We start from the raw sequence: 14,012 nt of genomic DNA, 5'->3' as shown, positions 1-14,012 counted from the left end.
GTTCTCCCTCACGGTCCCGGTTCTTCCCCGTCGTAGTCCCCACCACACATCCCCGCGCAGCCCAGTTCTTCCCGAGGCAGTCCTCAGCAACTTCTCGGCTGGGACGCCATCGTTTGTCACCGCCGCGAAACACCGCCGTTACGGTCCTGTCGTAGCTTCGGCCCCATGGTGAAGCCGTGCCCGCAGTTCACCGCACGGACGGTGACGGGAGCCTGAGATGCATCGAGATGCGTCGATCGGGCATGCCGGTGCCTGGCCTCGGGCCGAGCAGGCCGGCAACTACTCCTGGGTCGATCCCTTCATCGGGACCGCCGCCACCGACCTGCCCGACCCGGTCGGGCTGGCAGCCACCTGGTGGTGGCCGAAGCCGCAGGTCGGCAACACCCATCCCGGAGCCACCTACCCGCTCGGCATGGTCTCGGCCTGCGCCTACTCCGGCGGCTACCCGACCGGGTACTCCAACTACGCGCTGAACACCGAGGGGGTGCCCGTGCGCCTCGGACCCGCCGGGCAGATCAGCGGATTCACCCACTTCCAGCAGTCCGGCACCGGCGCCATCCGCAAGTACTACAACTACTTCCGGGTCACCCCGATGGTGCAGCCGCTGGATGCCCTGGGCGATTCCTGGCGGATGGTCGACGAGGCAGCCCAACCCGGTTGGTACGGCACCCGGCTGACCGGTGTCGACCCCGACGACCCGGGCTCGATGATCGACTGCGAACTGACAGTCGGCCCCAAATCGGCAGTCCACCGTTACACCTTCGGCCAGGCCCATCGCGATGCCCGGGTGGTGATCGACTTCTCCCACGGCGGGCTGGAGATCCCGCACGGCGAGACCGTACCGCTGCGGGCACATCTGGAGATCGTCTCCCCCAATGTCGCTCAGGGTGAGGTCGTCGTCGAGGGCGTGCCGCTGTCGGTGCACATCGAGTGCGATGTCCCCGGCTGGCGGCAGACGCTGTGGTACGACCAGCGCCTGATGCAGGGCGGAACCCGGCTCGACTTCGACTACATCCGCGCCACCACCCTGCGTTCCTTCGGTCTGATGTGGCGAGGCCCTGCCGTACCCGGTCAGCAGATCGAGGTACGCATCGGATTCTCCCTGCGCGGGGTGGAACAAGCCCGGGCCAGCCTGTACCGCGACTGCGGTGGGGTGGACGAGCTCACCGGTACGATCCCGCCCAGCTTCGACGCCCGGCGCACCGAGACCGCCCGTAGTTGGAGTGATCATCTGGACCTGATCGAGATCGACAGCGACGACGCAGGCGTCCGGACGATCTTCTCCACCGCGCTGTACCACTCCTTGATCAAACCGTGCATGGCGCTGAACGAGAGCCCCTTGTGGCCGATGAACAGCCCGTTCGCCTTCGACCTGAGCACCATGTGGGACATCTACCGGACCCAGCTACCGCTGCTCACCACCGTGCTGCCGGAGCGGGCGGTCGAACTCGGCATCGCCCTGCTGCACATCTGTGAGAACGAGGGCAACCTGCCGATCGGCTATCGGATGGCCAAGGGCGCCGACCGGTTCGCCCGCCAGGGCAGCGCGCTGGCTCATCCCTTCCTGGCCGATCTGTGCCAGCTCGGACTCAGTGGCGTGGACTGGGACTGGGCCCTGTGTTTCATGGATGCCGATTTCCGCCGCTCCTACGGTGAGGAGTACATGACCCGCGGGCTGACCCACCCGATCAGTCACACCCTCGATCTGGCCCATGCCTTCCACTGCACCGCGATCGTCGCCGAGTACGTCGGCGATCATGCCGGCGCCGCGCGCTATGCCGAGCTGGCACAGAACTGGCGCAATGCCTTCGATCCCGAGACCGGCCTGCTGCGCGACTCGACCTACTACGAGGGCGGCAAGTGGAACTACTCCTTCCGGCTGGTGCACGACATGGCCTCGCGGATCGAACTGTCCGGCGGCGATGAGGCCTACACCGCCTTGTTGGACGCCTTCTTCGGGTACGGCGCCGAGCCGGTCACCCAACCCGGCCAGCAACCCGGGATCGAGGAGATGGCCGCGGGATATGCGCTGAACCGCTTCGAGGGGTTGAACAACGAACCCGATCTCGACGCGCCGTGGGCCTACCATTACACCGGCCGTCCCGACCGGACCGCCGAGATCATCCAGTCGGCCTGGTTGAACCAGTTCGGTACCGGCGCCGGCGGGCTGCCGGGCAATGACGATTCCGGCGGCCTCAGCTCCTGGTACGTCTGGGCCACGCTCGGCCTGTTCCCGGTCACCGGACAGTCCCGCTTCCTGATCAACACCCCGAACGTCCGCGCCGCCCGGCTGCGCGTACCCGGCGGATTGTTCGAGATCACCACCCAGGGTTTCCGTACCCCCAGCAGGGGTGGGCCGTACCAGTACGTGCAGGAGGCCTGGTTGGACGGCCAGTTGCTGCAACAGACCTGGATCGATGCTGCCGACGTCCGCCGGGGCGGGCGCCTGGACATCGAGCTCGGCCCCGAGCCGTCGGAGTGGGGCAGGCACAACCGGCCGCCGTCGATCGGCTTCCACTCCGCCGTCGGCTGAACCACCGCAGGACCCACAGACCCGAGTCGAAAGAAGGTGAGATGTCCATGACCCTCCACCCCAACGCCACCCAGGAGAACGGCGAACTCTCGATCCTCAGCCCATCGGTGAACAGTCGGATGGTCATCGTCGTCCGCGCCGACCCGGTGATCTGCGGGCATTCGGTCGAGGCCCGCAACCTGGCCGAGGTCGCCCGCCTACGCGGATTCGACGAGGTACGCATCCTCAGCTGGCCGATCGACCGGTTGGCCGAGGCCGGCCTGCCGTTGAAGCCACTGGACACCGTTCCCGACTACTCACCCGGGATCATTGTCGAACGGCCCGAACCGGTCGGCGACTACAAGGTGCCCGACGGCCGTTACCTGGCCGGCCTGACCGGCAGATTGATCGAACTGTTCTCCGACGGTACGCCGACCGTCTGCATGTCGCTCTACCTGAGCCCGCACGACCGGGCCGTGGTCGATGCCCGCCGGCTCACCGAGGCCGCCGGTCTGCCCTGTCGGGTGACCACGATTGCCGAGGCGGTCGGTTCCGACATCACCAATGTCGTCCGTTCCTGTGTCGCCGAGGGACGGTTCGGGGCCGCGGTCGACATCTTGGCGACCTATCTGGCCAATGATCATTGTGTGGCGGTCTCGGAGTACACCAAGGAGTTGATCGTCAGCTCGGCGACCGAGCTCGATGCCCGTGCCGGAACCAGATTCGCACCCCAGCTGGCCGACCGGGTGGAGATCTCCTACCCGGCGATCGACTCCACCCCGTACGTGCAGCAGAGCCGCGAGGAGATCACCGCGGTCTTGGAGCGTCGCGGATTGACCGCCGACGGTTATGTGCTCTTCCTCTCCCGGCTCGCCCTGGCCAAGGGCGTGGACGACCTGATCGAAGGTTTCGCCAACTGCAAGGCAGGTGTGGACAAGCAGTTGGTGATCGCCGGGAACGGTCCGGACAAGGACTACTTCAAGTCCGTCGCCGAGGGCTCCGGGGTAGCCGATCGGATCGTCTTCTTCGATGACGTCGACGACGTGGAGAAGCCCGCGCTGATGGCCGGTTGTGCCGCCTATGTGCTGCCGAGCAAACCGCGTCCGGAGTTCACCGAGACCTTCGGCATCGCCCTGGTGGAGAAGATGCTCGCGGGTGGCGGGCCGGTGATCACCGCCCTGACCGGCGGGATCGGTGAGGCGGTCGGTGACACGGCGATGATCATCGAAGCCGGCGATGCCGAGTCCATCACCCGGGAACTGGACAAGGCGATGGAACTGACCCCGATGCAGCGCGAGGCAATGGCCATCGCGGCCCGGGCCTACGGTCTGCAGTTCGACCGGCAACTGGTCTTCGAAAGGTTGCTGGGCAGGCTGCCGCTCGCCGCCTGACCTCGCCTGCCGACAGTCTCAGCAACGATCGCCATCACTCCGAGCGCGTCGAGTGATGGCGATCTGCTGCTGCCCGAACTCATGAAGACCGAACTCGCAGAGGGTCCGCGGACGAGCACCTCCCCCACTCATCCGTTCCGCAGCACACGCACTCAAAACCCTCGGATGGGTGCGTTTCCTGCGGAACAGACGCAGAGGCGAGCGGGTGATCGGCCGCGCAGCGCCGTGAAGATCCGGCCGAGACGACTACGACTGCCGGCCGGCCGGCCGAGCCGACTACGACCGGCGCCTCACTCGCCGACGGCGCGGGGGCGCTGTTGCTCGCCCTCGGGCGAGCCGTCACGCCACAGCGCGGTGCTGCCGGTACGGCTGATCGCCTCGGTGGGCTCATCGGCCGTCACCGGGCGATCCTGATGGTCGGTGGCCGCGGGGGCCGAGGCCGGAGTGGAGAGATCGATGGTCCGGATCGAGCGCCCGGCAACCGGACGGGAGACGTAGGTCGGCGAGGTGATCGGCAGCGGTTGCCACAGCTGGCCACCCTCGTCGTCGGGGACACCGAGGGCGACACCCTCGACGGCCGCACCGGGGCGTACCTGATCGAGGGAGACCGCGACCGTCTCCTCCTCGTCGCCGTCGCGCAGCAGCGCGTCGCGCCGACGATCAAGATCACGACGCAGGTACACCACCGAAACCCGTGCCAGGACGAGGAAGGCGATGACCATCCCTCCGGGGACGGCCACTGCCCACCAGGGCGTGATGCCGGCGACGCAGAGGACCAACACGACAGTGGTGGCGAACATCAACAGTGTCAGCACATTGCGCCGGCGACGGGCAGCCAGCAGCTCCCGACGACGCAGGTTGTACAACCCTGCCCGCCGGGTCAGCGGTGTCGACACCAGCGACGAACCCGCCTCCTCGGCCTCGACCACCGTCGGCCGACGGACCATGCGCACACCGGACTCCATGGGCTGGATCGGCGCCTGACCGGCAACCTTCTGCCGTCGCAGGAACATCGGAATCAGGTAGGCCAACCAGACCACGACAATCGCTGCATAGATCAAAGCCTCCACGAGGGCAACGGTAAGCGCCCGCCGATGCCGATCAGGCGAGGCGGCGCGGAGTGTCGCCGACCCGACTCAACATCGGCCCGCTGAGCTCATCGGCGTGCAGGGCGAAGATCAAATGATCACGCCACTGCCCGTTGATGTGCAGATAGCGCGGACGCAAGCCCTCGGAGCGGAAGCCGAGTTTCTCCACCACCCGCAGCGATCTGCCGTTCTCCGGCCGGATCGCCACCTCGATCCGGTGCAGCCGCATCACGCTGAAGCAGTAGTCCATGGCCAGCGCCACCGCGGTCGGTACGATCCCCCGGCCGGCCCAGCGTTCATCCACCCAGTAACCGATCGAACCCGTCATCGCCGCCCCGCCGATGATGTTGTTCACCGTCAGCTGACCCGCGAGCACCGGCTGATCGCTGCCATGGGTGTACCTGATGACCCAGGGCAGCGTGGCATCGTGTCGAGCCTGGGCGTTCATCGTCCGGACCAGCTCGGTGAACGAGCCGGGGCGATTGTCCCCACCGGGCGGCACCGTCGGCTCCCAGGCCAGCAACCAGCCGAAGTTGCGCCCGCGTACCTCGTTCCACTCGCGACGATCACTGCGTCGCAGCGGATCCAGCCTCACACTTCCGTGACGCAGCGAAACCGGCCAGTGATGATGATCAGGAAATCGCGCCTCACTGCTCATGATCTTCGCCGGCGATCTGACCGATGGCATGCGGCAGGACCTTCTCCAGCACTGCCAGCCCGTCCTTCACCCCACCGGGCGAACCGGGCAGGTTCACCACCAAGGTGGTGCCGCAGACACCGGCCAGCCCACGCGAGAGCACCGCCTCGGGCACGCCGTTGTCCACACCGCGGGCGACGATCTGCGCCGACAGCCCGAACAAGGTCTTGTCCAACAGGGCCGCGGTGGCCTCCGGGGTACGGTCGGTCGGCGAGATGCCGGTGCCGCCGGTGGTGACCACCAGGGCGACCTTGCTGTTCACCGCCGCCTTCAGTGCCGACTCGATCCCGTCACCGTCGGGAACCACGACCTTCGGGTAGAGGGTGAAACCCCAGTCTTTCAGTGCCTCGACGATCAGCGGGCCGGTCGTGTCGGGACGCTCACCGGCTGCCGCCCGCGTCGACACCGTTATCACCATCGCCCGACCCAGCTGCGTTTGTGCCATCCGTCTGCCGACTCCAGTCTCCACTTCGGCCGCCCGACTTGGTGACGACCTCCACCCGCTCGATCCTAGCGAGCCGGTCCACTCCTTTGACCATATCGATGAAAGCACAGCAGGCGACGGCGGCCGCAGTCAGGGCCTCCATCTCGACGCCGGTCCGCGAGGTCGTCTTCACACTGGTCCGGATCTCCACCGTCTCCCCGACCAGTTCAACCTCCACCGTCGTGCCGGTCAACGGCAACGGATGACACAGCGGTATCAGTTGCGCGGTGTTCTTCGCCGCCATGATCCCGGCGATCCGGGCGACCGAGAAGGCATCACCCTTCGGCACCCCGCCCGATCGCAGCAGCGCAGCGCATTCGGCGCTGATGGCCACCACTCCCAGCGCACTCGCCCGGCGGGCCGTCACCTGCTTGTCGGAGACGTCGACCATCCGGGCCTCACCGCGTTCGGAGAGGTGGGTGAGCTGCGGCTCCTCAGCCATCGTTCAGCGGCCAGTAGGCGATCGGCTGACCGGCGGTGACCGTCTCCACATCGGGGCCGAGCAGGATCAGCGCATTGGCCTTGGACAGGTCGCCCAGCAGATGGGATCCGTGGCCGCCCACCAGTTCCACCGTGCGGCGTCCGCCGGGATCGGTGGTGACCAGTGCCCGGGCGAGCTGGGTCTTGTTCTTCACCGACCGGATGACATGGGTGGTGAAGGCCCGTTCGGTCGGCCGGACGTAGGGCTCGACCCCCATCAACTTGCGGATCACCGGACGGACGAAGGCCTCGAAGGAGACGAAGGCACTGACCGGGTTCCCCGGGACCATGATCATCGGTACCCGCTCCTCGTCGTCCTCCCCGATCAGGCCGAAGCCCTGCGGTTTGCCCGGCTGCATCGCCACCTGGCAGAAGTCGGTGAGTCCCAGCTCGGGCATGACCGACTTCACCAGGTCGTAGTCGCCCTGGCTGACACCGCCGGAGGAGACGATCAGGTCGGCGCGGACCATCTGGTCCGAGATCGTCTGCTTGATCTCCTCCCGGTCGTCGGAGACCAGTCCGACGCGGTACACCAGCGCCCCGGCGGCCTTCGCCGCGGCGGCGAGCAGGTAGGAGTTGGAGTCATAGACCTGTCCCCCGCCGGTCAGCGGGGATCCGGGTTGCACCAGCTCACTGCCGGTGGACAGCACGACCACCCGAGGACGCGGCCGGGCGAGCACCTTGTCGATCCCGACACCGGCGAGCAACCCGATGTTGCGCGGCCCGAGTTGATCACCGTCGTTCATCAACAAGGTGCCGGCGGCGATGTCCTCACCGCGTCGGCGGATATGCAGGCCCGGGGTGGCCGAGACCATGATCCGTACCCGATCGGTGCCGCGGTTGGTGCCCTCGTAGGGGATCACCGCATCGGCACCGTCGGGGATCGGTGCACCGGTCATGATCTTCACCGCCGTACCGACGGCGAGCTGCGGGATGTCACCGTCACCGGCGGCGATCTCACCGGCGACCGGCAGATCGATCGGGTTGTCCTCGGCCGCCTCGGCGACATCGGCGCAGCGCACCGCGTACCCGTCCATCGAGGAGTTGTCGAAGCCCGGCAGCTCGATCGTGGAGACGATGTCCTCGCAGAGCGCGAGCCCCTGGGCCTCCAGCAGGTTCTGCCCGAACGGCGGCAACGGCTCGACCAGGGACAGCAGGTAGTCCCGGTGATCAGCCATGCTGCGCATGCCGTTGATCGTGGGAGCCGGAGGGTCGGGAAGTTTCTGGACCTCCACGACAGGCTCTTCCGCCTCCTCCTGTCGCTTCTTGCGTCGGCCGAACAATGCCATGTCCCTACGATAGGACAGTGGACGACAACCTCCGGGCAGCCATCGCCGAGTCGAAGCAGCGACTTCGCCAGGCGGTCCTCCTTCGACGATCGGTACGCCCGGCGGCCGAGACCGCCGAGATGGACCGGGTACGGGCACAGCATCTGATCGACTTCCTGGGCAACAACCTGGGCCCTGACCTGGTCGTTGCCTGCTACCTCTCCCGCCCCGGCGAACCGGGCACCCTGCAGGCGGTCGGCATGTTGCGCGCGGCGGGCGCGAAGGTGTTGTTGCCGGCCTTCGGCCCCGATGCCTCGGCCGCCGATCCGCAGTGGGCCTGGTACGCCGGTCCGGAGGAACTGCAGCGCGGACCCTTCGGCATCCCGCAGCCCACCACCGAGCGGCTGCGGCCGCAGACCCTGGCCGAGGCACAGGTGATCATCTGCCCCGGGCTGGCCGCGACCGCCTCCGGTGATCGACTGGGCACCGGCGGCGGCTGGTACGACCGGGCACTGACCTGGTCGGACCCGAAGGCGGCCGTGGTGCTGCTGCTGAACGACAACGAGGTGCTGGACTCGCTGCCGACCGCCGAGAACGACGTACCGGTGGACGTGATCATCACCGAGGAGCGGGTGATCGCCGTCGAGTGACCGGCCTCAGCGAGGAACCAGGGTCAACCGCCGGGTGCTGGCAGCATCGATCGCCGGCGCGCTGAACAGGAAGGGCTGCAGTTCGTTGCGCACCATCAGCGGATACTGATCGGCATAGTTCGGATTCGTCGTGTGCCCCGACGTCCCGGACTGGTTGATCCAGCGGGAGTTGTCCAGGTTGGAGAAGTCGACCAGCATCCGCATCGCCGGCCCGGTGGTGACGGTGAAGTCGCCGTTGCGGTCGTCCCAACCCCAGGCCTCGACGATGCCCGAACCACCACCGATCGGTTCCTGGCCGCGATTGAACAGTGACTCCAGCAGGCCCACCCCGGAGCTGCCCAGCGTCTGGTGCTGCAGTTCCAAGCGGTGCAGCCGCCCCCAGGACCAGGTGTCCATCCGGTCCGACATCAGCACCGTCCCCTCCTTCCTGGCCTGCACCATGGCAGCGGCCAGGACGTCGTCGCGGCGCTCCACCAGTGAGGTCTCCGGGTCGTCCCACCAAGGGTTCTCCGGATCCAGCAGCAGTTGCTCCAAGGCGGCGTACCAGCGTTCACCCCCGGCCGGGGCGAGGTCCTCGGGCAGGTTGGCACCGAACGATTTCGCGATCGTGCTCCGGACGACCAGGGCGAACCAGGCGGCGGTGGCCGAATCGGAGTCCATCGAACCGTCCCAGTCACCGAGCAGGTCGCGGCCCTCGCGTACCCACGGGTCACCGAGATAGACGTTCTGCAGCAACGGCACCATGGTCTCGGCCAGCCGGAAGTCGTCGTCGACGAACAGCTCCTGGGCGGTGTCGAGATCGAGCCGGTCGGCCTCGCGCAGCGCCTGCTCCAACTGTTCGGCCCGCCAACCGGCCGACTGTCCGGCCTGCAGGACTCCCGGATAGTCCTCGACGATCGTCTGGTTCGCCGCCACGATCAGTCCGCTGGGCGGATTGTAGGAATAGGGCAGTTCCTCGAACGGGATCGTGCCGGACCAGCCTGCGTCCTCGGTCCAGCCGAGCGTCGGTACGGTGCCGTCCCCGCCGTTGCGGATCGGTACGGTGCCCGGCAACTGATAGCCGATGTTGCCCTCCACATCGGCGTAGACGAGGTTCTGCGCCGGGCTGCCGAGCAACCGCGCGGCATCCCGGAACTCGTCGAAGTCCTGGGCCCGGTCGAGCGCGAAGATCGCCTCCGCCGAGGTGGACGGTGACAACCCGGTCCAACTGAGCGCGACCGCGTACTCCTCACCCGCTGCCGCGTCGGCCCCGGATCCGATCTCGGCCACCCCGGCGAGTTGCGGGTCGACGTCGGACAGCAACGGCCCGTTCGGGCCCTCCCGTACCTGCAGCTCCCGGGGTTCGGCGTCACGCACCTCGATCCGCTCGGTCCGTACCTGCAGCTCGGCCTCACCGTCCGCGGTCTCCACCCGCCCGTTGCGGACCCGTTCGATCACCAGGTCCTGGGTGTCGAGGTACGGGGTGGTCAGCCCCCAGCCGATGGACTGGTTGTGGCCGATGATCACCCCGGGCATCCCGGAGAAGGAGTAGCCGGAGACGTCATAGGGGCACTGCTCGTCGACGGTCCGGCAGTGCAGCCCGATCTGCATGAACACCGAGGGGATGGAGGTCCCCAGATGCGGATCGTTGGACAGGATCGGCATACCCGAGGCGGTGTGATCGCCCGAGATCACCCAGGAGTTGGACCCGACCGCATTGTCGGCCGAGCTCCCCAGCAGACCCTGCACCGCCTCGGTCACCTTGCCCGCATCCTGCAACGGTTCGGCGGCCTCGGTGGGCAGGTCGTCGGCGGGTCGCGAACTGCCCTGGTCGGCATCGCCGACGAACTCGCCGTCGACGACGGTGCCCTCGGTGAGCACCGGCGCCAGATCGGGGTCGTCGTCGAGCAGTTCCCACTGCTCGGCATCGAGCACCTGCCGCAGCTGCGCGTTCTCCACCTCCGAGGTCAGGTTGCCGTCCAGGGACCAGGCCATCGCCTTCAGCCAGGCCAGCGAATCAGCCACCGTCCACGGTTCCGGCCGGTAGGTCAGGCCGCTGACCCCGAGGATGGCGTACTCGGTGGAGATGTCCTCGGTGGCCCGCCCGAACAGGTACTCGTTGACACCGGCGGCATAGGACTCGAGCAGTCGGCGGGTGTCGGCCGGCAGCAGTTCTACCTCCTCCTCGGCGACCCGGTGCCAGCCCATGGTCCGCACATAGGCGTCGGACTCGACCTGATCGGCCCCGAAGAGTTCGGCCAGCCGACCCGAGGTCGCATGGCGTCGCACGTCCATCTCGAAGAACCGCTCCTGGGCGGCGACGAACCCCTGGGCGGCGAACAGGTCCTCGGGGGTGTCGGCATAGATCTGCGGGATGCCGAAGTCGTCCCGGAGCACGGTCACCGGGGCGCCCACGGCACTGACCGGGATCTCCCCCTCGACCTGCGGGTACGGATTGCGCAACATCACCGTGATGGCGCTGCTCAACGCGAGGGCGAGCAGCACGACCACGACCAGGGTCACGGTCAGCCAGCGAGGAATGGAGCGCACCGGCCAGAGAATACCGTTAGCAGTCGCTATGCTTGAGTGCCAGACACCGACTGACACACAGACCGTCCAGAGAGCGAACCGAACACATGCCCACCTACCAGTACCGCTGCACCGAATGTGGCCACGACCTCGAGGCCGTGCAGAAGTTCTCCGATGCGCCGCTGACCGAATGTCCGGCCTGCGGCGGCAAGCTGCGCAAGGTCTACAACGCCGTCGGCGTGGTGTTCAAGGGATCGGGCTTCTACAAGACCGACAGCCGGTCCAACGGTTCGACGAAGTCCACGCACAGCAGCAGCCACTCGGACAAGTCGTCCGACTCCGGTTCGGATTCGTCGTCGAAATCCGATTCCTCGCCGAGCACCTCCACCGACTCCGGATCGAGCAAATCGACGGACTCCGGATCGAGCAAATCGACGGACTCCGGATCGAGCAGCTCGTCCTCGACGCCTGCCGGCTCGGGCAGTGCGAACAAGTCCTGACCGACCTGTCTGCCGGAGTTGATCGGGCCGGTCGACGCATTGATCTGTGGACAACCGCGGTCCGAGGTCGAAACCGGGATCCCGATCGACCACGCTGGGCGACATGGCCCAGCCGATCACCCGCCTCACCCGTTGGTTGTCCTGGCATCGCCGTCCGGTGGCAGCCGGGGCGGCCGCGCTGGCGGTGTTCTCGATGACCATGGCCCTGCGACCGCCCGAACCGGCGCAGACCCCGGTCGTGGTGACCCGCGCCGACCTGCCCGGTGGGCACCGGCTGACCGCCGCCGATCTGCAGCCGGCCCAGTGGCCGGTCGAGCTGGCGCCGGCGGCGAGCCTGCCCGATCCGGAGCCGCTGGTCGGGCGTACCCTCACCGCACCGCTGAGCGCCGGCAGTCCGGTGACCCAGGTGAGCGTGGTCTCCGAGGACTCCGCGGCAGCCGCTTTGGGGATGGTGATCGCACCGGTCCGGCTCTCCGACGCCGAGCTGGTCTCCCTGCTGCAACCGGGTGAACGGGTCGACCTGATCGGGGTCGACGAGACCGGTACGACCACCGTGATCGCCGAGGGCGCCCGGCTGGTCTCGGTGCCGGCTCCGACCGGGTCCGGCGGCGGTCTCGGGCCGTCGACCGCCGACTCCTCGCTGATCCTGGTCGAGGTCCCCGAAGCCACCGCGGTCAGCCTGACCACGGCAGCCAACTCCGGCCCGCTGTCGGCGGTGCTGCGCTGAGTACCGACCGTGCGAGCCGACCGCAATCGCGCGTACACTGCCCGAGTCGCCTCGGCGACAAGGCCCTCGTAGCTCAGGGGATAGAGCGTCGGTTTCCTAAACCGTGCGTCGCAGGTTCGAATCCTGCCGGGGGCGCTTCGGATTCCTGAATTCCATGCCCGGGCCGCACCGTCCCGGCTCGGCGGTTCGCGGTCGATCACCACCCCGGATGGGGCCCCGACCGATGCCTGCGGCAGAACAACCGGTGAACCCGGCCGGAACGATCGCGCCGACCGGTGCCGGCAGCCCTACAGCCGGGCCGGACATGACACGATTGGGCCATGTCGCAGACCACCGAACCGGCCGGACTGAGCCAGGCCCGGACCAAGATGCAACAGGCCGAGGTCTACCCGGCCGCGATCGAGGCATTCAGCTCCTACTACCGGCAGCTCGCCGACGGCGTGACCGGGATCGTCGCCGAGGACGAGATCGAGCCGCTGTCCGCACCGAGCAGCCTGGCCGACATCGACCTCAGCGACGCCGAACGCGCCGCGGCCTTGTCCGAGGTCGCCTTGATCCGGCTGAACGGCGGGCTCGGTACCTCGATGGGGATGACCGGCCCGAAGTCGCTGCTGCCGGTCCGCGGGGAGGAGACCTTCCTGGACCTGATCGTCGAACAGGTGCTGCATGCACGACGGACCTACGACGTGGCGATGCCGTTGGTGCTGATGGACAGCTTCCGTACCCGTCAACCCACCCTGGCCCATCTCGAGCGCCACCCCGAGATCACGGTCGACGGGATCCCGCTGGATTTCCTGCAGAGTCAGGAGCCGAAGTTGCTGGCCGAGGACCTGACCCCCGCGCACTGGCCCGCCGACCCGGAGCTCGAATGGACCCCGCCGGGCCACGGCGACCTCTATCCCTCGCTGCGCGATTCCGGTGTTCTGCAGGCCCTGCTGGATGCCGGTTTCCGCTATGCCTGCGTGGCGAATGTCGACAATCTGGGCGCCACCCCCTCACCGGAGATCGCCGCCTGGTTCATCGACAGCGACGCACCCTTCGCGATCGAGGTGTGCCGACGTACCGCAGCCGACCGCAAGGGTGGTCATCTGGCGGTACGCAGGTCCGACGGCCGGCTGGTCCTGCGCGAGTCCGCCCAGGTCCGCGATGCCGATGCCGACGCCTTCGGCGACATCCACCGGCACAGCTACTTCAACACCAACAACCTGTGGCTGGACCTGCGCAAACTCGCCGCACTGCTCGATCAGCGTGACGGTGTGCTGGGCCTGCCCATGATCGTCAACCGGAAGACCGTCGACCCGTCGGATTCGCAGTCACCGAAGGTGATCCAGATCGAGACGGCCATGGGTTCGGCGATCGAGGCTTTCGAGGGCGCGCAGGTGATCGAGGTCCCGCGATCGCGGTTCCAGCCGGTGAAGACGACCAACGATCTGCTGGTGGTCCGCAGCGACCTCTACGAACGTACCGAGGACGGACGTCTGCGCGCGGTCACCCCGGAGGCGACCAATGTCGATCTCGACCCGAAGTTCTACAAGTTGATCAAGGACTTCGATGCCCGGTTCCCGGCCGGACCGCCGTCACTGAAGGGAGCGACCGCCTTCACCGTTCGCGGCGACTGGACCTTCGGCGACCGGGTGGTCGTGATCGGCGATGTCGTGGTCGACGGACCGGGCGGGCAGGTGCCCGACGGCACCGAGCTGCACTGAG

12 protein-coding genes and 1 tRNA gene are annotated in these 14,012 nt (G+C 67.6%); 7 read left to right on the top strand and 6 right to left on the bottom strand.

All coding sequences use genetic code 11. The annotated features are described in order from the left end of the window. The first annotated feature begins 217 nt into the window (after positions 1 to 217). The gene (locus CLV29_RS00245; RefSeq protein ID WP_133753113.1) at positions 218 to 2,533 is read left to right on the top strand and encodes a glycoside hydrolase domain-containing protein; all 2,316 of its coding nucleotides are present in this window, start codon (positions 218 to 220) and stop codon (positions 2,531 to 2,533) included. 41 nt (positions 2,534 to 2,574) lie between these two features. After that, entirely contained in the window at positions 2,575 to 3,903 is a 1,329-nt protein-coding gene (locus CLV29_RS00240) for a glycosyltransferase (protein ID WP_243831638.1), read from the top strand. A 290-nt stretch (positions 3,904 to 4,193) separates the two neighbouring features. Here the strand turns inward: CLV29_RS00240 and CLV29_RS00235 are convergent, their stop codons facing one another. Genes CLV29_RS00235 through glp form a run of 5 tightly spaced genes read right to left on the bottom strand, consistent with a single transcriptional unit; the run spans position 4,194 to position 7,941 of the window. Further along, complete coding sequence (locus CLV29_RS00235; RefSeq protein ID WP_133753112.1) at positions 4,194 to 4,973, bottom strand: hypothetical protein; 780 nt, start codon at positions 4,971 to 4,973, stop codon at positions 4,194 to 4,196. Between the two features lie 31 nt (positions 4,974 to 5,004). Next, positions 5,005 to 5,679, bottom strand: a complete 675-nt coding sequence (locus CLV29_RS00230; RefSeq protein WP_243831637.1) for a GNAT family N-acetyltransferase — start codon at positions 5,677 to 5,679, stop codon at positions 5,005 to 5,007. Further along, positions 5,639 to 6,094, bottom strand: coding sequence for a MogA/MoaB family molybdenum cofactor biosynthesis protein (locus tag CLV29_RS00225; RefSeq protein ID WP_243831636.1), 456 nt, complete (start codon positions 6,092 to 6,094; stop codon positions 5,639 to 5,641). Before CLV29_RS00225 ends, CLV29_RS00230 begins: the two co-directional genes overlap by 41 nt. After that, positions 6,069 to 6,563, bottom strand: a complete 495-nt coding sequence (moaC, locus tag CLV29_RS00220) for a cyclic pyranopterin monophosphate synthase MoaC (RefSeq protein ID WP_392508172.1) — start codon at positions 6,561 to 6,563, stop codon at positions 6,069 to 6,071. The genes CLV29_RS00225 and moaC overlap by 26 nt, the downstream gene beginning before the upstream one ends. Positions 6,564 to 6,606: 43 nt before the next feature. Continuing rightward, positions 6,607 to 7,941 carry a molybdotransferase-like divisome protein Glp gene (glp, locus tag CLV29_RS00215; protein WP_133753109.1) on the bottom strand — a complete coding sequence of 445 codons (1,335 nt, stop codon included), beginning with the start codon at positions 7,939 to 7,941 and terminating at the stop codon, positions 6,607 to 6,609. A gap of 17 nt (positions 7,942 to 7,958) precedes the next feature. Between glp and CLV29_RS00210 the strand changes: the two genes are divergently transcribed. Further along, on the top strand, positions 7,959 to 8,570 hold the full coding sequence (locus CLV29_RS00210; protein WP_166649077.1) for a 5-formyltetrahydrofolate cyclo-ligase: 612 nt from the start codon (positions 7,959 to 7,961) through the stop codon (positions 8,568 to 8,570). Between the two features lie 6 nt (positions 8,571 to 8,576). Here the strand turns inward: CLV29_RS00210 and CLV29_RS00205 are convergent, their stop codons facing one another. After that, positions 8,577 to 11,099, bottom strand: coding sequence for a penicillin acylase family protein (locus CLV29_RS00205; protein WP_133753107.1), 2,523 nt, complete (start codon positions 11,097 to 11,099; stop codon positions 8,577 to 8,579). Positions 11,100 to 11,185: 86 nt separating this feature from the next. Here CLV29_RS00205 and CLV29_RS00200 point away from each other — a divergent pair, with 86 nt between their 5' ends. The 4 genes from CLV29_RS00200 (at position 11,186) to CLV29_RS00185 (ending at position 14,011) form a co-directional block, all read left to right on the top strand. Further along, the gene (locus CLV29_RS00200; protein WP_133753106.1) at positions 11,186 to 11,578 is read left to right on the top strand and encodes an FmdB family zinc ribbon protein; all 393 of its coding nucleotides are present in this window, start codon (positions 11,186 to 11,188) and stop codon (positions 11,576 to 11,578) included. Between the two features lie 103 nt (positions 11,579 to 11,681). After that, the gene (cpaB, locus tag CLV29_RS00195) at positions 11,682 to 12,305 is read left to right on the top strand and encodes a Flp pilus assembly protein CpaB (protein WP_133753105.1); all 624 of its coding nucleotides are present in this window, start codon (positions 11,682 to 11,684) and stop codon (positions 12,303 to 12,305) included. 62 nt (positions 12,306 to 12,367) lie between these two features. Continuing rightward, positions 12,368 to 12,440: transfer RNA gene (locus tag CLV29_RS00190), tRNA-Arg, on the top strand. Positions 12,441 to 12,625: 185 nt separating this feature from the next. Further along, positions 12,626 to 14,011: a UTP--glucose-1-phosphate uridylyltransferase gene (locus tag CLV29_RS00185; protein WP_133753104.1), complete on the top strand. Its 1,386-nt coding sequence runs from the start codon at positions 12,626 to 12,628 to the stop codon at positions 14,009 to 14,011. Position 14,012 lies beyond the last annotated feature (1 nt).

Origin of the sequence: Naumannella halotolerans (assembly GCF_004364645.1) — a bacterium.
Taxonomy (GTDB): domain Bacteria; phylum Actinomycetota; class Actinomycetes; order Propionibacteriales; family Propionibacteriaceae; genus Naumannella; species Naumannella halotolerans.
This window is presented reverse-complemented; position numbering and strand designations above follow the sequence as displayed.

What these genes read in the sequence shown, in the direction of transcription:
- CLV29_RS00245 (WP_133753113.1), top strand. Translation starts at nt 218, where the DNA reads ATGCATCGAGATGCGTCGATCGGGCATGCCGGTGCCTGGCCTCGGGCC.
- CLV29_RS00240 (WP_243831638.1), top strand. Translation starts at nt 2,575, where the DNA reads ATGTCCATGACCCTCCACCCCAACGCCACCCAGGAGAACGGCGAACTC.
- CLV29_RS00230 (WP_243831637.1), bottom strand. Translation starts at nt 5,679, where the DNA reads ATGCCATCGGTCAGATCGCCGGCGAAGATCATGAGCAGTGAGGCGCGA.
- moaC (WP_392508172.1), bottom strand. Translation starts at nt 6,563, where the DNA reads ATGGTCGACGTCTCCGACAAGCAGGTGACGGCCCGCCGGGCGAGTGCG.
- glp (WP_133753109.1), bottom strand. Translation starts at nt 7,941, where the DNA reads ATGGCATTGTTCGGCCGACGCAAGAAGCGACAGGAGGAGGCGGAAGAG.
- CLV29_RS00200 (WP_133753106.1), top strand. Translation starts at nt 11,186, where the DNA reads ATGCCCACCTACCAGTACCGCTGCACCGAATGTGGCCACGACCTCGAG.
- cpaB (WP_133753105.1), top strand. Translation starts at nt 11,682, where the DNA reads ATGGCCCAGCCGATCACCCGCCTCACCCGTTGGTTGTCCTGGCATCGC.
- CLV29_RS00185 (WP_133753104.1), top strand. Translation starts at nt 12,626, where the DNA reads ATGTCGCAGACCACCGAACCGGCCGGACTGAGCCAGGCCCGGACCAAG.